Origin of the sequence: Streptomyces sp. MH60, from assembly GCF_002939385.1 — a bacterium.
Taxonomy (GTDB): domain Bacteria; phylum Actinomycetota; class Actinomycetes; order Streptomycetales; family Streptomycetaceae; genus Streptomyces.
Genome location: NZ_MULI01000043.1, coordinates 39,373 through 60,597, shown reverse-complemented (window position 1 = coordinate 60,597; position 21,225 = coordinate 39,373). Strand labels below are relative to the sequence as shown.

19 protein-coding genes are annotated in these 21,225 nt (G+C 73.3%); 13 read left to right on the top strand and 6 right to left on the bottom strand.

Annotation, left to right across the window (positions count from 1 at the left end):
- From BZZ08_RS24180 to BZZ08_RS24160, 5 genes are all read right to left on the bottom strand, one after another.
- Positions 1–297, bottom strand: a 297-nt coding sequence (locus tag BZZ08_RS24180) for a DUF6597 domain-containing transcriptional factor (RefSeq protein WP_342211015.1), incomplete at its 3' end; no start/stop codon positions are given.
- 10 nt (positions 298–307) lie between these two features.
- Positions 308–1,246, bottom strand: coding sequence for an AraC family transcriptional regulator (locus BZZ08_RS24175; protein ID WP_104634360.1), 939 nt, complete (start codon positions 1,244–1,246; stop codon positions 308–310).
- 33 nt (positions 1,247–1,279) lie between these two features.
- Positions 1,280–2,074, bottom strand: a complete 795-nt coding sequence (locus BZZ08_RS24170; RefSeq protein ID WP_104634359.1) for a copper homeostasis protein CutC — start codon at positions 2,072–2,074, stop codon at positions 1,280–1,282.
- On the bottom strand, positions 2,071–3,618 hold the full coding sequence (locus tag BZZ08_RS24165) for a M81 family metallopeptidase (RefSeq protein ID WP_104634358.1): 1,548 nt from the start codon (positions 3,616–3,618) through the stop codon (positions 2,071–2,073). Before BZZ08_RS24165 ends, BZZ08_RS24170 begins: the two co-directional genes overlap by 4 nt.
- Positions 3,619–3,662: 44 nt before the next feature.
- Positions 3,663–4,883 (bottom strand): ROK family protein, encoded by a 1,221-nt coding sequence (locus BZZ08_RS24160; protein ID WP_104634357.1) that lies wholly within the window; start codon positions 4,881–4,883, stop codon positions 3,663–3,665.
- A gap of 210 nt (positions 4,884–5,093) precedes the next feature.
- On the opposite strand from BZZ08_RS24160, the gene BZZ08_RS24155 reads away from it, so the two are divergent.
- The 5 genes from BZZ08_RS24155 (at position 5,094) to BZZ08_RS24135 (ending at position 11,478) form a co-directional block, all read left to right on the top strand.
- Positions 5,094–6,902, top strand: a complete 1,809-nt coding sequence (locus BZZ08_RS24155; protein ID WP_104634356.1) for a peptide ABC transporter substrate-binding protein — start codon at positions 5,094–5,096, stop codon at positions 6,900–6,902.
- Between the two features lie 61 nt (positions 6,903–6,963).
- Positions 6,964–7,923, top strand: a complete 960-nt coding sequence (locus tag BZZ08_RS24150; RefSeq protein ID WP_104634355.1) for an ABC transporter permease — start codon at positions 6,964–6,966, stop codon at positions 7,921–7,923.
- Positions 7,920–8,813: an ABC transporter permease gene (locus tag BZZ08_RS24145; protein ID WP_104634354.1), complete on the top strand. Its 894-nt coding sequence runs from the start codon at positions 7,920–7,922 to the stop codon at positions 8,811–8,813. The genes BZZ08_RS24150 and BZZ08_RS24145 overlap by 4 nt, the downstream gene beginning before the upstream one ends.
- On the top strand, positions 8,810–10,531 hold the full coding sequence (locus BZZ08_RS24140) for a dipeptide ABC transporter ATP-binding protein (protein WP_104634353.1): 1,722 nt from the start codon (positions 8,810–8,812) through the stop codon (positions 10,529–10,531). Before BZZ08_RS24145 ends, BZZ08_RS24140 begins: the two co-directional genes overlap by 4 nt.
- A complete protein-coding gene (locus BZZ08_RS24135; RefSeq protein ID WP_104634352.1) occupies positions 10,528–11,478 on the top strand; it encodes an ROK family protein in 951 nt (316 codons plus the stop codon). Before BZZ08_RS24140 ends, BZZ08_RS24135 begins: the two co-directional genes overlap by 4 nt.
- Here the strand turns inward: BZZ08_RS24135 and BZZ08_RS24130 are convergent.
- Positions 11,475–12,629 carry a YihY/virulence factor BrkB family protein gene (locus tag BZZ08_RS24130; RefSeq protein ID WP_198601668.1) on the bottom strand — a complete coding sequence of 385 codons (1,155 nt, stop codon included), beginning with the start codon at positions 12,627–12,629 and terminating at the stop codon, positions 11,475–11,477. The genes BZZ08_RS24135 and BZZ08_RS24130 overlap by 4 nt on opposite strands.
- A gap of 100 nt (positions 12,630–12,729) precedes the next feature.
- Between BZZ08_RS24130 and BZZ08_RS24125 the strand changes: the two genes are divergently transcribed.
- From BZZ08_RS24125 to BZZ08_RS24095, 8 genes are all read left to right on the top strand, one after another.
- Positions 12,730–14,373: an acyl-CoA dehydrogenase family protein gene (locus BZZ08_RS24125; RefSeq protein WP_104634351.1), complete on the top strand. Its 1,644-nt coding sequence runs from the start codon at positions 12,730–12,732 to the stop codon at positions 14,371–14,373.
- A 242-nt stretch (positions 14,374–14,615) separates the two neighbouring features.
- A complete protein-coding gene (locus BZZ08_RS24120) occupies positions 14,616–15,905 on the top strand; it encodes a helix-turn-helix domain-containing protein (protein ID WP_104634350.1) in 1,290 nt (429 codons plus the stop codon).
- 400 nt (positions 15,906–16,305) lie between these two features.
- Entirely contained in the window at positions 16,306–17,619 is a 1,314-nt protein-coding gene (locus BZZ08_RS24115; RefSeq protein WP_104634349.1) for a hypothetical protein, read from the top strand.
- A gap of 65 nt (positions 17,620–17,684) precedes the next feature.
- Positions 17,685–18,257, top strand: coding sequence for a GNAT family N-acetyltransferase (locus BZZ08_RS24110; RefSeq protein ID WP_104634348.1), 573 nt, complete (start codon positions 17,685–17,687; stop codon positions 18,255–18,257).
- A gap of 150 nt (positions 18,258–18,407) precedes the next feature.
- Positions 18,408–18,491, top strand: coding sequence for a putative leader peptide (locus tag BZZ08_RS39960; RefSeq protein ID WP_309475039.1), 84 nt, complete (start codon positions 18,408–18,410; stop codon positions 18,489–18,491).
- A 152-nt stretch (positions 18,492–18,643) separates the two neighbouring features.
- On the top strand, positions 18,644–20,341 hold the full coding sequence (gene sirA, locus BZZ08_RS24105) for a sulfite reductase SirA (RefSeq protein ID WP_104634347.1): 1,698 nt from the start codon (positions 18,644–18,646) through the stop codon (positions 20,339–20,341).
- Complete coding sequence (locus tag BZZ08_RS24100) at positions 20,338–20,517, top strand: hypothetical protein (RefSeq protein ID WP_104634346.1); 180 nt, start codon at positions 20,338–20,340, stop codon at positions 20,515–20,517. Before sirA ends, BZZ08_RS24100 begins: the two co-directional genes overlap by 4 nt.
- Entirely contained in the window at positions 20,514–21,224 is a 711-nt protein-coding gene (locus BZZ08_RS24095) for a phosphoadenylyl-sulfate reductase (RefSeq protein ID WP_104634345.1), read from the top strand. Before BZZ08_RS24100 ends, BZZ08_RS24095 begins: the two co-directional genes overlap by 4 nt.
- Position 21,225: the final 1 nt, after the last annotated feature.

Below are 21,225 nucleotides of genomic sequence, written 5' to 3'. Positions count from 1 at the left end.
CCGCGCGCGGGTGGCCGGCCAGAGGTCGGCGAGGTCGACGCGCCGGTCGCGCAGTGCGTCGGCGGGCACGCCGAGCAGGGCGGGCGCGGTGCCGGGGTAGAAGCGGACGCCGGCCCAGGGGCCGGGGGCGCCCCCGGTGAGGTGGGCGCGGGTGTCGGGGCCCGCGACCAGCAGCCGGCCGTCGTACCAGAGCAGGTCCATGCAGCCGTCGGGGAGGACCCGCCCGGGGCCGGGTCCGGTCGGGGTGTGGGTCCACACCACCGCGCCGGTCAGCCGGGACGCCCGTTCCGCGTACACGCGTGCCAGGTTACGCCGGGCCCCGGGTCCGGTACTCCTGGGGACTGACGCCGTACTCCCGTTTGAAGGCGGTGGACAGGGCGAACGCGCTGCCGTAGCCGACCCGGCGGGCGATCGCGGCGAGGGTGTCCTCGCCGTCCCGCAGCCGGTCGGCGGCCAGGGCGAGGCGCCAGCCGGTGAGGTACCCCATGGGCGGTTCGCCGACCAGGTCGGTGAACCGCCGGGCGAGCCCGGCGCGGGAGACCCCGGTCTTCGCGGCGAGGGACGCGACGGTCCAGGGGTGCGCCGGGTCGTCCTGGAGCAGCCGCAGCGCCCGGCCGACGACCGGGTCGCCCAGCGCCCGGTACCAGGCGGGGGCCTCGGCCGACGGCCGGGCGAACCAGGCCCGCAGCGCGGCGATGACCAGCAGGTCGAGGAGCCGGTCCAGGACCACCTCCTGGCCCGGCTCGTCCCGCGTGACCTCCGTCATCAGCAGGGGTGTGAGGGGGTTGTCCCACGCCTCGGAGGTGAGGGACAGCAGCGGGGGCAGCGCGTCCAGGAGGCGGCCGCCGATCTCACCGCGGACCAGGTAGGTGCCGATGAGGAGGACCGCCTCGCCGTCGGCGCGGTCGCCCCAGGTGCGCACGCCGAGGTCCATCGAGCCGTTGAGGGGGCGGCCGTCGGGGTAACTGCACGCGCCGCCCGGCAGGATCACCGCCTGCGGGGCGGTGCCGGGGTCGTCGGCGCAGACGTACGGGTCGGGGCCGCGCGCGATGGCCAGGTCCCCGGCGCGCAGCCGCAGCCGCTCCCCCGTGTCGGGCACGATCCAGGCGTCGCCGCGGACCATCAGCATCACGGTCAGCGGCGCGCCGTCCTCCACGCGCACCGCCCAGGGCGGGTCGAAACAGGCGCGGATCATGAAGGCGCCACGGGCCCGGGGGCCCTCCAGCAGTCCGGCGAGTGCGTCCACGGTGCCAGTGTCCCGGTCCGGCCCGCGGGCCGTTCACCTAGGGGCGCCCCCGGCCTCCTCCGGCATCCTTCGTCCGGCAGCCGCGTCCAGCGCCCTCCTCGCCTCCGCGACGACGGTGCCGTCGGTGACGAAGTGGGTGTCGTCGGCGGCGGAGGCGCCCCCGGCGCCGAGGGGCACCCAGCCGGCCGCGCGGCGGGGCGTGGCCCGGGACTTGGCGGACAGGTGCACCGAGGTGGCGCCCGCCGCCAGCAGACCCGCGATGTCGCCGGGCCGCACTCCGCCGCCGGCGGCCACGTCGACGCCGGGGGCCGCGGCGGCCATCGCGGTGAGCACGGCGCTTCCCCCGATCGCGGCGGGCGCGCCGCCGGAGGTCAGGACGCGGGTGATGCCGAGCCCCGGCAGTGCCGCGACGGCGGCCACCGGGTCGCTCGCCTGGTCCACCGCCCGGTGCAGCGTGATCTGCGCGGCGGGGTCGGTGTCCCGCGCGGCGCCGACGAGCACGGCGAGGGCGTTGGTGTCGAGGGCGCCGTCCGGGGTCAGTGCCCCGACGACGACGCCGCGGGCACTCGCGCGCAGGGCGGTGCGCACCTCGGCGGCCATCAGGGCGACCTCCTCGTCGTCGTAGACGAAGTCGCCGGGACGGCAGCGGACGAGGACGTGGACGGGCGGACCGGTCTCGACGACCGCCTCGACGGCGGCGGTCGAGGGGGTCAGGCCGCCGAGTTCGAGTCCGGTGCACAGTTCGACGCGGTCCGCCCCGTGCTCCCGGGCGGTGCGGGCACCGGCCGGGGACACGACGGCGATCTCCAGGCCGGGGCGGGCACTCATTCGTCGGCCCCGGTCAGCGGCTGGTCGGCGGCGGGGATCAGGCGGGCGGAGAGGTCCGGGTCGGCCATGGCGGGGTCGAAGGGGAACAGGGGCCGGCGGACGCGGTGGTGGCCGAGGCGGACGAGGTCCTGGTCGACGCCGCCCGGGGTGAGGGCCATCTTCCAGTCGGCGGCCATCGCGAACAGCTCGGGTTCCAGGTAGCCGATCTTCACGACGACGATGTCGGCGCCGCGCGGGTCGAGGTCCAGGCCGGTGAAGTCGTGCTCGTGGTGGTAGGGCTTGCGCAGCTCGGTGAGGATCACGTACGCGCTGCCGACGCGTATCACGACCTCGGTGCGGGCGTCGCGGTCCCCGTGCCGGACGGCGTGCACGACGCCGGTGAGGGTGACGGGACCGGCGTGCCGGTCGTCGACCTCGGCGCCCGCCGTCACCGTCACGGTGGCGCCGACGCCCGCCGCGACGGCGTGCCGCACGGCCTCGGGGCCCGGCACCGAGGCGTACAGGACGGTCGGCCCGTCCTCCTTCTGGAACTCGGGGCGGGCCAGCAGCCGCGTCAGGCCCCAGGTCACGTCACCGGCGCCGCCCGCGGTCGGGTTGTCGCCGGTGTCGCTGACGTAGTACGGGCGCCGCTCGCCCGCCAGGGCCTCGTCCAGGATGTCGTCGAAGGTGCCGGTGGGGGCGACGAAGTCGAAGTCGTGGCGGGCTTCCCAGAAGCCGCGGGCCAGCCGTTCGGCGCCCGCGGACACCGCCCGCCCGTCGTGCCCGGTGACGACGACCGCGGCCCGGTTGCGGGGCTCGTCCGCCCAGGCGTAGCCGACCCAGATCGCCGCGTCGATGACGCCTTCCTCCGCCTCGACCTCGGGAACGGCTCCGTACACGCTCTTCGCGGGCTCGATCCGGGTGGAGGTCTGCTCGCCGGCCAGCAGGACGGGGACCGGCACCCACGCCTTCAGCGGGCGGGGGGCGCCGGAGGCGAGGTGCGTCAGCAGGTTCCGTACGGCGCGCTCCTTGGTCTCCATGTGGTCCTCGTGCGGGGCCATCCGGTAGCACGTGATCAGGTCGCTGCGGTGGACGAGGGCGCGGGAGACGTTGCCGTGCAGGTCCATGGAGGTGGAGACGATCACGCCGTCGCCGACGACCGCGCGCACCTTCTCCAGCAGCAGGGCCTCGGCGTCGTCGATGCCCTCGACGGTCATGGCGCCGTGGATGTCGAACCAGAGGCCGTCCAGCGCGGGCAGTGCGGCGAGCCGGGTGAGGAGTTCCCCGGTCAGTTCCTCCCAGGCCGCGGCGGTGACCGTGCCGCCGGGCAGGGACTTGCCGACGAGGGCGCCGTGCCAGTCGGCCGCCTCGCGCAGTTCCCGTCCGTCGGCGAGGAAGGGGTAGCGGTCCAGTACCTCCTGGCCGCGGGAGGGGTGGAAGGCGGGGGCCTGGGTGCGGGCGGGCGAGAAGGTGGACGACTCGATGCCGAGCCCGGCGATGGCGATGACGGGGCGGCGGGCGGGGGTGCTGGTGGGAGTGCCCGTGGGGGTGCTGGGGTGCGACATGGCTCCTCGTTCGTGCGGTGGTGCGGGAGGTGCGGCGTGTGGGTTCAGGTGGTGGGGGTCTGGAACCGGTCCGGGTCCAGCTCCGCTCCGCCGACCCGGCGCAGGGCCTGGGCCAGCGCCCGCTGGAGGGCGAACTGTCCGGCGCCCAGGAGACCGGCGTCGGCGCCGAGGACGGCGCGCTCGATGGCGAGGTGCTCGGTGACCAGCGGATGGCAGCTCTCGTAGAGCTGGCTGCGGACGGCGGCGACGAACGGCTCGACGGTGGAGAGGATGCCGCCCAGGTAGACGGCGTCCGGGTTGAAGAAATTGACGTTGGCGGCGAGCACCTGGCCGAGGTAGTCCCCGGCCCTGCGCACCGCCCGGTTGGCCTCCGGGTGCGCGTCGGTGGCCAGCCGCACCACGTCCTCGGCGGTGGAGACGTCGACGCCCTCCTCCCGCAGCACCCGGACCAGGGCGGCGCCCGAGGCGACCGTCTCCAGGCAGTCGGTGTTGCCGCAGGAGCAGGGCACGCCGTCGCCGCGGGCGATGCGGATGTGGGTGATCTCCCCGGCCGCGCCCGTGCCGCCGCGGTAGAGCCGGCCGTCGACGAGGGCGGCGGCACCGATCGCGGTGCCCGTCTTCACCATGATCACCTGTTGGTGGCGTCCCTTGCGGGCGGTGTGCTCGCCGACGGCCATGCAGTTGGCGTCGTTGTCGGCGACGGCCGGGACCGCGAAGCGCTCCCGGAGCCAGGACTCGACGGGGAAACGGTTCCACCCCGGCATGCGGGAGGGCTGCACGACGCGTCCCGTGGCGGTGTCGACCGGACCGGGCAGCGAGAGGCCGACACCGCGCAGCCGTGACCTGCCGTGGTGTTCGACCAGCTCGTCCAGGGTGGCGGCAAGCCGGGAGAGCGCCGCCTGCGGGCCGTCGGCGATCACCAGCGGCACGGTGGAGACGTCGCGCAGTTCGCCGCCCGGCAGGACCACGCCGACGCGGGCGTGCCTGCCGCCCAGGTCGGCGGCGACGGCGAACTCGTCCTGGCCGCCGAGCCTGAGCACCTTGCGCGGGCGTCCGCCGGTGGAGGACTGGGTTCCCTCCTCGGCGACGAGGCCGTGTTCCACGAGCTGTGCCACGGCCACCGAGACGCTGGAGGCCGCGGCGTCGAGCAGCTCGGCGAGCTGCGCCCGGGAGGTCGCCCGGCCGGAGGCGATCAGTTCGAGGGCCCGTGCCGCCAGCGCCGAGGTGCCTGCTGCCTTCCGGCCCCGCGTACTTATTTCATTCATGTACGTGCTTACTTCCCCATGGTCGGTCCGATGCAGACAGTACGCCTCGAAAGGCGTTCCGTGAATGGCGATCCACGCAGGAAATCGCGGATCCAGCGACACCCGGACTTTCTTCAGAAACGGAGATACTTAGTTGTTACGCAACTTTGTTTGTACCTGCGCCGAGGCAGGCGTTAGCTGACCTCCACGCCACTCACCTGGAGGAGATACATGTCCCCTGCTCGCACAGCGCCACGCCGACGCCGGGCGCTCGTCGTCGGCGCTTGCGCGGCCGTGGGCGTGCTGCTCAGCGGCTGCACGGGCGGTGTCTCCGCCCCCTCCGGCTCGAAGAACGAGATCAACTACGCCCTCCCGGCGAACTTCACCCCGAACTGGATCGTGCCGATCGGGACGCCGGGACACCTCAACACCAACAACGCCTCGATATCCCAGGTGCTGTGGGAGCCGCTGATCGCCTACGACGGGTCCGCCGGCGAGATCGGCTGGAACAAGGACAACTCGCTGGCGACGGACGCGAAGTTCGCCGCGGACAACAAGAGCGTCACCATCTCCCTCGGCGACCGCCACTGGAGCGACGGCGAGCCGATCACCTCCCGGGACGTCGAGTTCTGGTTCAACCTGGTCAGACAGAACAAGAAGTCGTGGGCCAGCTACAGTCCGGGCAAGGCCCCGGACGTCTGGTCGTCCTTCAGGACCCTCGACGACCGGCACTTCACGCTCGACTTCGACCGCGCCTACAACCGGCAGTGGATGCTCGCCAACGAGCTGAGCATGATCCGCGTGATGCCCCAGCACGCGTGGGACAAGACCAGCGACGCGGGGGACGTCTCCGACCTCGACCGCAGCCCGGCCGGCGCCAAGAAGGTCTGGACGTACCTGATCGACGCCGGCAAGAAGATCTCCCATTACGCGAGCGACCCGCTGTGGAAGACGGTCAGCGGGCCGTACACGCTGAAGTCCTTCTCCACCTCCGGCCGGGTCGAGCTGATCGAGAACGAGAAGTACGACGGCGGGGGCGCGGCCCACGTCCGGCAGATCAACCTGCTGTCCTTCACCACCGTGGCCGCCGAGGAGAACGCGCTGCGGGCCGGCACGGTCGACTACGGCTACATCAAGGCCTCCGACCTGGGGATCAAGAAGTCCTTCACCGACCTCGGCTACCACGTCGAGCGGTGGTCCGGCTGGGCCGTCACCTACATGCCGTACAACTTCAACAACCCGGAGATGGGCGCGGTCTTCCGGCAGTCGTACGCGCGGCAGGCCGTCCAGATGTCCGTCGACCAGAAGACCCTGGCCAAGGTGCTCTACAGCGGCACCGCCGTACCCACCTACGGCCCCGTCCCGCAGGGGCAGGCGTCCGGCTTCCTCTCGGACGAGCAGAAGGCCGAGCCGTACCCGTACTCCACCGCCGAGGCGCGCAAGCTGCTGACCGACCACGGCTGGAGGGAGCAGGACGGCACCATGGTGTGCACCTCGCCGGGCGCGGGCGCGGGGCACTGCGGCGAAGGCGTCGAGGAGGGCACCGAGTTCAGGATGCGGGTGCTGTCCCAGTCCGGCTCCACGGAGACGGACAACATGATGAGCGCCCTGCAGTCCTCCTTCGAGGAGACCGGCATCGACTTCGACATCAAGACCGCACCGGTCAACTCGGTCCTCTCGCAGACCGGGCAGTGCGAGGCGGACGACCCCGCCTGCACGTGGCAGCTCTCCTTCTTCGGCAGCGCGGGCAGTTGGTACTTCCCCGCCTACCCGAGCGGTGACGCGCTGTTCGCGAGCGGCGGCGGCTCCAACTTCGGCAGCTACTCCAACCCCGAGGTGGACGAGCTGATCGACCGGACCACCACCTCCTCGTCCCCCGACGCGATGCTCGACTACAGCAAGGCCCTCGCCGAGGACCTGCCCGTGATCTGGCTCCCCGAGCCCGACTACCAGGTCTCCGTGATCAGGGACGGACTCGGCGGGTTCGCCCAGGACTCCCTCGCCAACTTCCACCCCGCCATGTGGGCGTGGACCGAGTGAGCCCGCGCCCGGCCCCCCTCACCCGCAGCTGCCCCGTCCCCACCCAGTCACCCGGAAACCCATGAGCACATACTCCTTCCTGATCAGGCGTGTCCTGCAGGCGCTGGCGGTGGTCCTCCTCGTGACCGTCGTGGTGTTCTGCCTGCTGCACGCCCTGCCCGGGGGTCCCGCCCGCGGCATCCTCGGCCCCCAGGCCACGGCCTCGCAGATAGCCGCCTTCAACCACGAGCAGGGGCTCGACAAGCCGCTCCCGGTTCAGTACGTGTACTACCTGAACCAGCTGATCCACGGCGACTTCGGCATGTCGTACACCCTCAACGAGCCCGTCTCCCAACTGATCACCGAACGGCTGCCGAAGACGCTGCTGCTGACCGTCCTGTCGGCGGTCGTCGGCCTGCTGGCCGCGGTGCCGCTCGGCGTGTGGCAGGCCGTCCGCCGCAACAAGCCGGTCGACTACGTCATCACCACGCTCAGCTTCGTCGCCTACTCCACCCCCGTGTACTTCCTCGGTCTGATCCTGGTCCTCGTCTTCAGCCAGGTGCTGCCCTGGTTCCCGGCCCAGGCACCCCAGGGCAACAGCGTCGGCGCCGTCCTGTCCCAGCCGCAGGGCCTGGTGCTGCCGGTGGTGGCGGGCGCGGCCACAATGGTCGCCGTCTTCAGCCGCTACATGCGCGCGGCCACGCTGGAGAACCTCACCGAGGACTACGTGCGCACGGCGCGGGCCGGCGGCTCCCGTCCCCGGGCCGTCCTGACGCGGCACGTCTTCCGCAACTCGCTGACCCCCGTGGTGGCCATGCTCGGCTACTACGTGCCGGTCCTCTTCGGCGGCGCGCTGGTGGTGGAGCAGCTCTTCAACTACCCCGGCATGGGCCTGCTGTTCTGGACCGCCGCCCAGTCCTCCGACTATCCCGTGCTGCTGGGATGCGTCCTGGTCATCTCGATCGCCACGGTGACCGGCACCCTGCTGGCCGACATCCTCCAGCGCGTCATCGACCCCCGAGTGAAGGCAGGTCGGTCATGAGCACCCTCACCTCCCTGGACGGGCTCGCCGCGAAGCCCGAGCGCGCCGCCTCCGGCACCCGGCTCGCGGTCCGCCGCTTCCTGCGCAACCGCCTCGCCGTGGTGGGGCTCGGTGTCGTGGTCTTCTTCGTGCTGTTCTGCTTCGTGGGCCCGCTGATCTACTCCACCGACCAGACCCACACCCTGCTCCAGCAGGTCAACCAGTCGCCCGGCGGCGCCCACTGGCTCGGCACCGACGCGGTCGGCCACGACGAGCTGGGCCGGCTGATGTACGGCGGCAAGGTCTCCCTGATCGTCGGGCTGTCGGCCGGTGTCCTCGCCACGGTCATCGGCACCCTGTGGGGCGCCGCGGCCGGCTACGCGGGCGGCTGGATCGACGCGGTCATGATGCGCGTGGTGGACGCGGGCATCGCCATCCCCGCCCTGTTCATCCTGCTGGTGGTCTCCGCGATCACCACCCCCGACCTGACCGGTCTCGTCGTCATCCTCGGCCTCATCTCCTGGCTCGTGCCCTCACGGCTGGTGCGGGCGGAGACCCTGACGCTGAAGAACCGGGACTTCGTCCTCACCCTGCGCGCGATCGGCGGCGGTCACACGCGCGCCATCACCCGGCACATCCTGCCGAACTCGGTGTCGACCATCATCGTGGCGGCCACCTTCCAGATCGCCGACGCGATCCTGCTGGTGGCCTACGTCTCCTACCTCGGCCTGGGCGTCCAGCCCCCGGCCACCGACTGGGGCGGGATGCTCTCCACGGGCATGACCGCCGCCTACTCGGGCTACTGGTGGCTGATCGTGCCGCCCGGCCTCGCCATCATCCTGGTGGTGTGGGCGTTCAACGCGATCGGAGACGGACTCCGGGACGCATTCGACGTGAGGGGGCGCGCGTGAGCGCCGTTCGACGACCGGCCGCTGCCGCCGCCGGGGACCACATCCTCGACCTCGACGACCTGGGCGTCGTCTTCACCACGGAGACCGGCCCGGTGCGGGCCGTGCGCGGGGTTTCCCTGCACGTCGCGCCCGGCGAGACGCTCGCCCTGGTCGGCGAGTCGGGCTCGGGCAAGTCCACCGTCGCGCTGGCGGCCATGGGGCTGCTGTCCGGCAACGCCCGCGCCACCGGAAGGGCCGTCGTGGACGGCACCGACATCGTCGGCGCCGACGAGGAGCGGCTGTCCGGGCTGCGCGGATCGACCGTCTCCATGGTGTTCCAGGAACCGGCCACCGCGCTCGACCCGCTCACCCGGGTCGGCAAGCAGATCGCCGAGGTGATCCGCAACCACCGGCGGGTGTCCGCGGCGGACGCCGCCGCGCGCGCCGTCGAGCTGCTGCGCCGCGTCGGCATCCCCGAGCCCGAGCAGCGGGCCCGCGCCTACCCGTTCCAGCTCTCCGGCGGCCAGCGCCAGCGCGTCGTCATCGCCATGGCCATCGCCAACGAACCGGCGCTGCTGATCGCCGACGAGCCCACCACCGCGCTCGACGTCACCGTGCAGGCCGAGATCCTCGACCTGCTGCGGCGGCTCGCGGCCCAGACCGGCACGGGTGTCCTGCTGGTCACCCACAACATGGGGGTCGTCGCGGACTTCGCCGACCGGGTCGCGGTGATGTACCAGGGCGCCATCGTGGAGACCGGGCCCGTCGAGGACGTACTGCTGCGCCCCTCGCACGACTACACCAAGCGGCTGCTGTCCGCCGTACCGCGGCTGTCCGTCGCCGAAGCCGCCGCGTCCGGCGAGCGGCGGGCGGACGAGCCCGAGGCCGCGCCCGCCGGGGAGCCGGCGGTGGAACTGAGGGACGTCTCGGTGGTCTTCGGCCGCGGGAAGCGGGCGGTGCACGCCCTCAAGGGCGTCTCCTTCGCCGTCCACCCCGGGGAGACCCTCGGTCTGGTGGGAGAGTCGGGCTCCGGCAAGTCCACCGCCTCCCGGGTGGCACTCGGCCTGATCGCCCCCACGACCGGCTCCGTCACCCTGTTCGGAGCCGACCTGGCCCGCACCCGGGCGCGGGCCCGGCGCGCGCTGCGGGCCGGCATCGGCGTCGTCCTCCAGGACCCGGTCGCCTCGCTCGACGCCCGGATGACGGTCGGCGAGTGTGTCGCGGAACCGCTGCGGATCCACCGCGGAGGACTGTCCGGCAGGGAGCGGGAGTCCCTGGTCGCCGCCGTCCTCGACCGGGTGCGGCTGCCGCGGGAGGTCGCCCGGCGCACGCCGCGCGAACTGTCCGGCGGCCAGCGCCAGCGCGTGAGCCTGGCCCGCGCCCTGGTCCTCGAACCGCGCCTGCTGGTGGCGGACGAACCCACCAGTGCCCTGGACGTGAGCGTGCAGCAGGCGGTCCTGGAAGTGATCGGCGAACTCCAGGAGGAGCTGGGCTTCGCCTGCCTCTTCGTCTCCCACGACCTGGCCGTCGTGCAGCAGTTCGCGCGCCGGGTGGTCGTGATGCGGGCGGGGCGGACCGAGGAGCAGGGGCTCACGTCGGCCACCCTGCTGCACCCGGAGACCGACTACACCCGGCGCCTGCTGGCGGCGGTACCCGTGCCCGACCCGGTCGTCCAGCGCGGCCGCCGGGCACAGCGACTGGCGACCCTCGCCGCCGGGCGGACGGAGGAGCAGGGATGAGCGGTCCCGACGCCCCGGTCTTCGCCGGGGTGGACATCGGCGGCACCACCACCCAGGTGGTGCTCTGCGACGGGGAACTGAGGGTGCTCGACCGCGCGGACACGGTCACCCCGGCCCGTTCCGGCGGCCGGGCGATGATCGCCGCGACACTCGACGCGCTCGCCGTCGTACGGGCCCGCACACCCGGCCGGCTGGCCGCCGTCGGGGTGGGCGCCGCCGGAGTGGTCGACGCCGCCTCCGGTCACGTCCTGGTGGCGAGCGACTCGTTCACCGACTGGGCCGGCTTCCCCGTGACCGCCGCTCTGAGCAGCGCGCTGGGCGTCCCGGCCTTCCTCGACAACGACGTCAACGCGTTCGTGCGCGGCGAGATCGCCTGCGGTGCCGCGGCGGGCGAGGAGGACGTGCTGGGCATGACCCTGGGCACCGGCGTCGGCGGGGCGTTGTGGACGGGGGGAGCACTGCGCACCGGCGCCCACGGCGCGGCCGGCGAGATCGGCCACATTCCCGGCTTCGGCGACCTGCCGTGCACCTGCGGCGGCCGCGGCCACCTGGAGACGCTGGCCTCGGCCCGTTCGCTGCGGGCCCGCTACGGCGAGCGCACCGGGCGGGAGCTGTCCGCCCGCGAGGTGGCGGAGGCGGCCCGGGACGGGGACGCCGACGCGCGCGCCGTGTACGCGGCGGCGGGCGCGGGGGTCGCTCGCGCGATCGTGATGACCGCCGGCCTCGTCGACATCGGCACGGTCGTGATCGGGGGTGGCGTCAGCGGCGCCTGGACGCTGCTCGAACCACTGATCCAGGGGCCGCTCGCCGCCGAACCGCCGATCAGCGGCCATCCCGTCAAACTGCTCCGGGCGGCCCTGGGGAGCGACGCCGTGCCGCTGGGCGCGGCGGCCCGGGCCCACCACGAGCTGACCGCCCGCCGAACCCGGCCCGGGGCGGCGCCCTAGGAGGCCTCCGGCTTGTCGTGGCCGTGGCCTTCGTCGTGGTGGTTGGCGGGGGGCGGGCTCTTCGGGTGGGTGCGCAGGCGGGCCGTGACGTCCTCGGGGGGCAGGAAGCGGGACCAGCGCTCGGGGAACTCGGAGGGCATGTCGGGGTCGCCCTCGCCGTTCGCGGCGGTGCGGGCCACGTACTCGGCGACCTGGGCCTGGCGCAGCCGCTCGTTGGCCTCGCGGGCCGCGGCGGTCGCGGCGGCCGGCCACACCCGGTCGATGGCCGCGTTGACCGCGGCCCCGACGAGCACCGCGAACGCGGACACACCGATCCACAGCAGCACGGCGACGGGCGCGGCGAGCGAGCCGTAGATGGTCGGCCCCTCGACGGTGCTGGTGAGGTAGATGCGCAGCAGGAAGCTGCCCAGCACCCACATGGCGAGCGCGACCAGCGCGCCGGGGACGTCCTCGATCCACGGGGAGCGCACGGGCACCGACACGTGGTACAGCGTGGTCAGGAAGGCCACCGACAGGATGATCACGACCGGCCAGTACAGCACCTGGACGACCGTCGTCGACCAGGGCACGATCCGCACCACGGCGTCCGGTCCCGCCACCATCAGCGGCAGCGCGATCGATCCGATCAGCAGGGCCACGATGAACAGCAGGAAGGCCATCAGGCGGGTCCTGACGATGCCCCGGACGCCGTCGAGGCCGTACATCACGGTGATGGTGTCGATGAAGACGTTCACCGCGCGGGAGCCCGACCACAGGGCGAACAGGAAGCCGATGGAGATGACGTCGGGCCGGCCGCCCTTCATCACGTCGTCCAGGATCGGCTCGGTGATCTGCTTGACGCCCTTCTCGGAGAGCACCGCGCGGGAGGCGTCCAGGATGTTGTCGCGCAGGCTCTCGGTGGTGTCGGCGCCGATCCAGGAGTCGACGTAGCCGAGCAGTCCGAGCAGGCTCAGCAGCAGGGGCGGCACCGAGAGCAGGGTGAAGAACGCGGCCTCGGCGGCCAGGCCGAGGATGCGGTACTCCATGCACGAGTTGACCGTGTCCTTGAGCAGCAGCCAGGCGGTCCTGCGTTTGGAGACGTTCCGGTACAGAACCCGGGCACGGTGGAGCCGGCCCGAGGGCCGTTCGGGGGAGTCACTTGCTGGCTGCACGCCCTAAAGGTATCCGGCGCCGGGGGTGCCACTCATCCGCGGACGCCCGCCGCTCCCGTCCCGGCCCGCCGGGCCCCCGCGGCAGGGTAGGTTCACGGTCATGGCAGGCAGTACCCACACCGTGACGAATCAGGCGCCGCCGCTGACCGGCTACGACGTCTTCACCTCCGACCGGGTCCTGACGGAGGCGGTCGAGCGGCATCTGACGGCGGGGCCGTCCCAGGAGGCGCTCGCCGAGCTGTCGGGGCTCGGCCGGAGCTGCGGGTCCCTCCAGACCCAGGAGTGGGGCGCACAGGCCAACGGCCACCCGCCGGTCCTGCGCACCCACGACCGCTACGGCCACCGCGTCGACGAGGTCGACTTCCACCCGGCCTGGCACCGGCTGCTCGGCAAGGGCGTCTCGGCGGGCCTGACCGACGCCTGGTCGCGGCCGGGCGGGCACGTGCGGCGCGCGGCGGCGTTCCTGATGTGGACCCAGGTGGAGGCGGGCAACTGCTGTCCGCTGTCGATGACCCACGCGGCGGTGCCGGCCCTGCGCGCCGACCCGGAGCTGGCCGCCGAGTGGGAGCCCCGGCTGACCTCCCGGGTCTACGACCGGGAGCTGCGGCCGGCCCACCTGAAGGCCGGGGTGCTGTTCGGGATGGGCATGACGGAGAAGCAGGGCGGCAGCGACGTACGGGCGAACACCACGTCGGCTCGGCCGCTGGCCGAGGACGGGGCGTACGAGCTGACCGGGCACAAGTGGTTCTGCTCGGCGCCGATGTCGGACGGCTTCCTGGTGCTGGCGCGGGCCCCCGGGGGGCTGACCTGCTTCCTGGTGCCGCGCGTGCTGGCGGACGGCACCCGCAACGTGTTCCTGATCCAGCGGCTGAAGGACAAGCTGGGCAACCGGTCCAACGCCTCCGCCGAGGTCGAGTTCGCCGGGACCTGGGCGCGCCGGGTCGGCGCGGAGGGGCGCGGGGTGGCCACCGTCCTCGACATGGTGGCGGCGACCCGGCTGGACTGCGTGCTGGGCTCGGCGGGCCTGATGCGGCAGGCGGTGGCACAGGCGGTGCACCACTGCGCGTACCGGGAGGCGTTCGGCGGGAAGCTGGTCGACAAGCCGCTGATGCGCAACGTCCTCGCGGACCTGGCGCTCGAGTCGGAGGCGGCCACGACGCTCGGACTGCGGCTGGCGGCGGCCTGTGACGCGGCGGGCGAGGGCGACGAGCGGGAGCGGGCGCTGCTGCGCCTCGCGGTGCCGGCGGCCAAGTACTGGGTGACCAAGCGTTGTGCGCCGGTGGCGGTGGAGGCGGCCGAGTGCCTGGGCGGCAACGGGTACGTCGAGGAGTCCGGGCTGCCCCGGCTGGTGCGCGAGTCGCCGCTGAACTCGGTCTGGGAGGGCGCCGGGAACGTGCAGGCGCTGGACGTGCTGCGGGCACTGGGGCGCGAACCGGCGGCGCTGGACGCCTATCTGACGGAGGTGGGCGCGGCGCGCGGGGCCGATCACCGGCTGGACGCGGCGATCCGGGACCTGCTGACGGACCTGGCCGACCTGGCGGCCGCCGAGGGGCGGGCCCGGCTGCTGGCGGAGCGGCTGGCGCTGGTGCTGCAGGGCGCGCTGCTGGTGCGGTACGCGCCGCCGGAGGTCGCCGACGCGTTCTGCGCCTCGCGGCTGGGCGGCGACGGGGGCGCGGCCTTCGGCACGCTGCCGCCGACGCTGGATCTGGCGGCGGTGGTGGAGCGGGCGCGGCCCGTGGTCTGATTCCGGCCGCGCGGCGCGGGGGTGGTGCTGCGCCGACACGGCACCACCCCCGCCACACGGGCCCGTTCAGGCCGCGTACGCCGCTCGGGACGGCGTGGTTCAAGTTTGGACACCCGCGAGGCCGTCCACCAGGGTTGCAGGGGGTTGCAACTTGCGGTCGACTGTGCGCGGACTGTGCCCGCCGGGCGCGGGCAACCGGTCACTATGAGACGAATATCCGCCTTCCGGAAGGACGAGGTCCCGTGGCGCTCTCGCCCATGGACGTGACGCAGTTCGCCGCCGCCGACACGGCGCGTGCGGCCCGGATGCTCAGTGAGGTCCGGTCCGCGAGACTCTCGGGCGAGCGGGCCCCGGTGGCGCCGCGGCCGGTGATCGAGCAGTCCTGGGACCGGATGCTGCGCAGCGGCGTCGACCCGGAGCACGACTTCCGCTCCGGGCTGCTGGCCCCGGAGGAGATCCGCCGGCGGCGCGAGGCCTCCGAGCTGCGGCATGTGCTGCCGGTGCTGCGGGAGGCGTTGCTGTCGGTCGCGGACGTGGCCCACCACATCATGGTGATCGCGGACGAGGACGGCCGGGTGCTGTGGCGGGAGGGCAGCGCGCGGGTGCTGCGCCGGGCCGACGGGCTCGGCTTCGAACTCGGGGCGGACTGGCGGGAGGAGGTGGTCGGCACCAACGGCGTGGGGACACCGGCGGTCACCCGGCGGCCCGTACAGGTCTTCGCCTCCGAGCACTTCGTGCGGTCCCAGGCGACCTGGACCTGTGCCGGGGCGCCGATCACCGACCCGCGCAGCGGGCGGCTGCTCGGCGTGGTCGACGTGAGCGGGCCGCTGGAGACGATGCACCCGGCGACGCTGGCGTGGGTGGACTCGGTGGCCAAGCTGGCCGAGGCCCGGCTGCGAGAGCTGCACACGCGGTCGCTGGAGCGGTTGCGGGCGGTGGCGGCGCCGGTGCTGGCCCGGCTCGGCGGGCGGGCGCTGGTGGCGGACCGGGACGGCTGGACGGCGGCGGTGACGGGGATGCCGTACGTGGAGCGGGTGGTGCTGCCCAAGTCGCCGGAGGCGGGGGCGCGGTGGCTGCCGCCGTTCGGGGCGTGCACGGTGGAGCCGCTGGCCGAGGGGTGGCTGGTGCGGGCCGCGGCCGGGCCGGTGCCGCAGGGTGCCACCCGGATCGTGCTGGACCTCGGGCAGCCGCGCCGCTGGTCGGTCCGGGTGCTGGGCGGCGCGGAGGACTGGGCGCGGGAACTGAGTCCGCGGCACGCGGAGTTGCTGTACCTGCTGGCGGTGCACCGGGGTGGCCGCAGTGCCGCCGCGCTGGCCGAGGACATGTTCGGCGACCGGGCCCGCACGGTGACGGTACGGGCCGAGATGTCGCGGGTGCGGAGGTATCTCGGGGCCTACCTGGAACACCGGCCGTATCGTTTCTGCGAGGACGCGGAGATCGAACTCCTCCTCCCGGCCGACCCCCGCGACCTCCTCCCCCACTCCACGGCACCGACGGTGGCGGAGGGCCGGGCGTCGAGGGGCGTGCCGTGACGGCGGCCGCGCCCGGACGACCGGCGGCCGCGACGGCCGGCGGGGACATGCCCGCGACGGCGGGCGGGGACGGGCGGCGAGGCCCACCGGGTGCGGTGGTCGAGGCGCTGGTGGGGCCGGGCCTCCGGGCCGCCGCTCCCCTCGCCGTCGACTCCACGGCCGTCTGCCGTGCGCCGCGCAACGGGTGTCCGCCCGCACCCCCACGGCGCCCGCCGCCCGTGGCGGGCCGGGGACGCGCCCGGCCCGGATGGCCGTAAAGGCGGGTTGTTTTCGCATATTTGCATCGTCTGCGTCCGCCGGGGGTCCGGCTGCCGTAGCATCCTTGGTGGACCGCCCCATCCGCTCCTCGGTCAACGCGACCACCGTGGAGCGCAGTTGGTCCGGGGTCCGTGGAGGTTCTATGAAGCAGCGCGGCAGACACCGCCGGCGCAGACGGGGCAGGGCGCTGCGCGCGGCCCTGACCGGTGCGGCCCTCGCGCTGACCGGTGCCGCCACACTGATCAGCGCCTCGCAGGCCACGGTCGCCGACGACCCCGGCGCCCTCAAGCCCCTCACCTCCGCCGCCGAGACCGACGCGCTGCGCCTGACCGAGCACCGGGTGCCGACGACCTGGCTCGACCGGCTCTCCGCCGCGATGGGCGACCCGGTGGGCGTCGACACCGTCCTCGAATCCGCCGACCACACCCTGCGCGACACCGCCGAGTGCACGGCCGGGGAGCGCGAGGCACTGCCGGTCTCCCCCGCCGCCACCCGCGCCTACTGCTGGGACGAGGCGGACACCGACGGCTGGCGCCCCGGCGCGGTCACCACCTCCGGGGACGCCGACGAGGACGGCCGCTGGGGCACCCACCGCGTCATCCTCTCCGCCTGGTCCCGCGACGACGGCACCCCCCAGGGGGGCCTCGCCCGGGTCTCGTTCGTCGACGCCGACGACCCCGGCCGGCTCGGCTACACCTCGGCGCTGCTCGCCGTCCCGGTCGACGGCGGCCACGACTACCGCGGGCTCGCCTCCCCCGTCACCGGCATGGTCTGGTACCAGGACAAGCTGCTGGTCACCACCGCCGCCGGGGACCGCGACGCGCTGTACGTGTACGACGTGGAGCGGGTCCAGCGCGCCACCACCGCGGCGGACGCCGTGGGGCGCGTGCCCGGCGGCTGGGCGGCGGGCGGCCACCGGTACGTGCTGCCCGCCATCGCCTCGTACCGGCTCCCCGACACCGACACCGCGGCCCGCCCCGGCGCGATCTCCCTGGACCGCGGCACGGCCCCCGACAGCCTGGTGGCCACCGAGCACGTGGCCGCGGACGGCGACCGGCCCACCCGGCTGTGGCGCTACGCGCTGCGCACGGCCACGGACCCCGACCGCACCGGGCTGCCCATCACCGACTCCTCCGGCCGGGTGAACGCGGTCGAGGCGTACCGGACCGGGGCGGCCGAGGTCGGGGGCGTGCTGTCGCACCGGCCGCCCGGCGCGACCCGCTCCGAGTGGTACGTGGGGCGCGCGGCCGGCGGACAGGACGGACGCGGGACCCTGTGGCGCCAGGACACCGAGGGTGCCCAGGCCGCCGAGTGCGGGGCGGACCGGTCGCAGCAGTGCTGGAGCGGCCGGGCGGGTTCGATGTCGTACTGGGCGCGGACCGGCGAGGTCTGGTCCCAGTCGGGCCGCATGCTGTTCGCGCTGCCGCTGGCGTCGATCGAGGACGCGCTCGACTGACCGCCCCGGCCGGCCGCACCGGCGGGGATCGACAGATCCGCGGAGCGGATGATTCCCTGACCGGCATGACCAACATCGCCGTGACCACGTGGTCCCTGGAGCAGACGGCGCCCACCGATCTGCTGCCGGCCGCCGCGCCGGAGGGGGACGTCCGGATCGTCCGCGCCGAGGTGCCCTCCCCCGAGTTCAGCCGCTTCCTGTACGCCTCGGTCGGCGGCGACATCCGCTGGACGGACCGGCTCGGCTGGAGCCACGCACGGTGGCGGGAGCACCTGGAGCGGCCGGGCGTGGAGACCTGGGTCGCCCACGACCGCGGTACGCCCGCCGGATACGTGGAGCTGACGCCCGGCGACGACGGGGTCGTGGAGATCGAGTACTTCGGCCTGATCCCGGCCTTCCGCGGCCGGCGGATCGGCGGCCACCTCCTCTCGTACGGCACCGCCCGCGCCTGGGACCTGGCGGAGCGCTGGCCGGGGCTGGCCACCACCAAGCGGGTGTGGCTGCACACCTGCAGCAAGGACGGCGAGTTCGCCATGGACAACTACCAGCGTCGCGGCTTCCGTCTCTTCGACACCAAGGTGGAGGAGGAGGCGGACGTGGCCACACCGGGGCCGTGGCCGGGGGCTTTCCCCGTCTGACCTGTGCCGACACGTCTGTTTTCGGCCGACTGACCGGCCGGGTCACCGCACGTGTGACCAAGGACACCCTTGTCTCGCTGTACGAGACAAGGGTGTCCACATTTTGGATTAAGCTGGACCAGTCACAGATCGCCGTGCCACGCTTCCGTCATGCCTGGAACTGGGATTGCCTTGGTGAGTCGGCGGCACGTCGACCTCGGCCGCATGTCCAGCGCCATCTGTCCGGGCCGCTGAGAGCACCCTCCAGCACCTCCGGATTCCCCGCGTTCCCCCTCGCTCCCGCGCAATGACGCGCACGCGTGTCTCACGTATGCCCTACGTAGGCCATGCGCCATGCGCGCAGGTCAGAGCCGCTTTCCGCCTGCTTAAAAGGACGTGTGTCAACCATGGCCGCCACCCCGCCGAAGCCCGCTGCCGCGACCCCGCGCCGCAAGGTGAGCCGTCACCGCGGCGAGGGCCAGTGGGCGGCCGGACACTTCACCCCGCTCAACGGCAACGAGCAGACCAAGAAGGACGACGACGGTCTCAACGTTCGGACACGTATTGAGACGATCTACTCCAAGCGCGGCTTCGACTCGATCGACCCCGGTGATCTGCGCGGCCGTATGCGCTGGTGGGGGCTGTACACCCAGCGTCGCCAGGGCATCGACGGCGGCAAGACGGCGATCCTGGAGCCGGAGGAGCTGGACGACCGCTACTTCATGCTCCGCGTCCGCATCGACGGCGGCGCGCTGACCACCGCTCAGCTGCGCGTCGTCGGTGAGATCTCGCAGGAGTTCGCGCGCGGCACGGCCGACATCACCGACCGGCAGAACGTCCAGTACCACTGGATCCGCATCGAGGACGTCCCGGAGATCTGGAACCGCCTGGAGAGCGTCGGCCTGTCCACGGTGACCGCCTGCGGCGACACGCCCCGCGTGATGATCGGCTCCCCGGTGGCGGGCATCGCCGAGGACGAGATCATCGACGGCACGCCGGCGCTGGAGGAGATGAAGCGCCGGGTCCTGAACAATCCGGCGTACTCGAACCTCCCCCGCAAGTTCAAGACCGCGATCTCCGGGTCGCCGGTCCTCGACGTGGTGCACGAGATCAACGACGTGGCCTTCGTCGGCGTCGAGCACCCCGAGCACGGACCGGGCTTCGACCTGTGGGTCGGCGGCGGCCTGTCCACCAACCCCAAGCTGGGCGTGCGGCTGAACGCCTGGGTGCCGATCGACGACGTGCCCGACGTCTACGAGGGCGTCATCTCCATCTTCCGCGACTACGGCTACCGGCGGCTGCGCAACCGCGCCCGCCTGAAGTTCCTGGTCGCCGACTGGGGCGCGGAGAAGTTCCGCCAGGTCCTTGAGGACGAGTACCTGAAGCGGAAGCTGACCGACGGCCCCGCGCCCGCCGAGCCCACCAGCCGCTGGCGCGACCACATCGGCGTGCACCGGCAGAAGGACGGCCGCTACTACGTCGGCTTCGCCCCGCGCGTGGGCCGCGTCGACGGCACGATCCTGACCAAGGTCGCCGACCTGGCCGAGGCGCACGGCTCGGGCCGGGTGCGCACCACGGTCGAGCAGAAGATGATCGTCCTCGACGTCGAGGAGGCGCAGGTCGACTCGCTGGTCGAGTCCCTGGAGGCGCTGGACCTCACCGCCAGGCCCTCCACCTTCCGGCGGGGCACCATGGCCTGCACCGGCATCGAGTTCTGCAAGCTCGCCATCGTCGAGACCAAGGCGCGCGGCGCCTCGCTCATCGACGAGCTGGAGCGCCGCCTCCCGGACTTCGACGAGCCCCTCACCATCAACCTCAACGGCTGCCCGAACGCCTGCGCCCGCATCCAGACCGCGGACATCGGCCTCAAGGGCCAGCTCATGCTCGACGAGCACGGCGAGCAGGTCGAGGGCTACCAGGTGCACCTGGGCGGCGCCCTCGGCCTGGAGGCCGGCTTCGGGCGCAAGGTGCGCGGCCTGAAGGTCACCGCCCAGGAGCTGCCGGACTACGTGGAGCGCGTCCTCAAGCGCTTCCAGGCCGAGCGCGAGGACGGCGAGCGCTTCGCCGCCTGGGCGGCCCGGGCCTCCGAGGAGGCCCTGTCGTGAGCGAGCGCGCCGCGCCCTTCTACTGCCCCTACTGCGGCGACGAGGACCTGCGTCCGGGTGAGCAGGGCCACGGCGCCTGGGAATGCGGGGCGTGCAACCGCGCATTCCAGTTGAGGTTCCTCGGGCTGCTCGCCCGGGGTCTTCAGCCCAACTCCACGGGAGGGGAACCGATATGACGGCGGTTCAGGAAGAACGTACGACCGCGGAACTCAAGGCGCTCGCCGAGCGGGCGGGCCGTGAACTGGAGGACGCCACCGCGCTGGAGATCCTCCAGTGGGCGGCCGGGACCTTCGGCGGCCGGTTCTGCGTGACCTCGTCCATGGAGGACGCGGTCGTCGCCCATCTCGCCTCCCGCGCCCTGCCCGGCGTGGACGTGGTGTTCCTCGACACCGGCTACCACTTCCCGGAGACCATCGGCACCCGCGACGCGGTCGAGGCGGTGATGGACGTGAACGTCATCACGCTCACCCCGCGCCAGACCGTCGCCGAGCAGGACGCCGAGTACGGACCGCGGCTGCACGACCGCGACCCCGACCTGTGCTGCGCGCTGCGCAAGGTGAAGCCGCTGGAGGAGGGCCTCAAGGGCTACCAGGCCTGGGCGACCGGGCTGCGCCGCGACGAGTCGGAGACCCGGGCGAACACACCGGTCGTCGGCTGGGACGAGAAGCGGGGCAAGGTGAAGATCTCGCCCATCGCCAAGTGGTCACAGGAAGACGTGCAAACGTACGTCACCGAGCACGGCGTCCTCACCAACCCGCTGCTGACGGACGGCTATGCCTCCGTGGGCTGCGCGCCCTGCACCCGTCGTGTGCTGGAGGGCGAGGGCGCCCGCGCCGGACGCTGGGCGGGCCGCTCCAAGACCGAGTGCGGACTGCACGGCTGAC

Bases quoted from the DNA above. Each gene is read 5' to 3' on its own strand.
- BZZ08_RS24170 (WP_104634359.1), bottom strand. From the start codon at position 2,074: ATGAGTGCCCGCCCCGGCCTGGAGATCGCCGTCGTGTCCCCGGCCGGT.
- BZZ08_RS24165 (WP_104634358.1), bottom strand. From the start codon at position 3,618: ATGTCGCACCCCAGCACCCCCACGGGCACTCCCACCAGCACCCCCGCC.
- BZZ08_RS24160 (WP_104634357.1), bottom strand. From the start codon at position 4,883: ATGAATGAAATAAGTACGCGGGGCCGGAAGGCAGCAGGCACCTCGGCG.
- BZZ08_RS24155 (WP_104634356.1), top strand. From the start codon at position 5,094: ATGTCCCCTGCTCGCACAGCGCCACGCCGACGCCGGGCGCTCGTCGTC.
- BZZ08_RS24150 (WP_104634355.1), top strand. From the start codon at position 6,964: ATGAGCACATACTCCTTCCTGATCAGGCGTGTCCTGCAGGCGCTGGCG.
- BZZ08_RS24145 (WP_104634354.1), top strand. From the start codon at position 7,920: ATGAGCACCCTCACCTCCCTGGACGGGCTCGCCGCGAAGCCCGAGCGC.
- BZZ08_RS24135 (WP_104634352.1), top strand. From the start codon at position 10,528: ATGAGCGGTCCCGACGCCCCGGTCTTCGCCGGGGTGGACATCGGCGGC.
- BZZ08_RS24125 (WP_104634351.1), top strand. From the start codon at position 12,730: ATGGCAGGCAGTACCCACACCGTGACGAATCAGGCGCCGCCGCTGACC.
- BZZ08_RS24115 (WP_104634349.1), top strand. From the start codon at position 16,306: ATGAAGCAGCGCGGCAGACACCGCCGGCGCAGACGGGGCAGGGCGCTG.
- BZZ08_RS24110 (WP_104634348.1), top strand. From the start codon at position 17,685: ATGACCAACATCGCCGTGACCACGTGGTCCCTGGAGCAGACGGCGCCC.
- BZZ08_RS39960 (WP_309475039.1), top strand. From the start codon at position 18,408: ATGCCTGGAACTGGGATTGCCTTGGTGAGTCGGCGGCACGTCGACCTC.
- sirA (WP_104634347.1), top strand. From the start codon at position 18,644: ATGGCCGCCACCCCGCCGAAGCCCGCTGCCGCGACCCCGCGCCGCAAG.
- BZZ08_RS24095 (WP_104634345.1), top strand. From the start codon at position 20,514: ATGACGGCGGTTCAGGAAGAACGTACGACCGCGGAACTCAAGGCGCTC.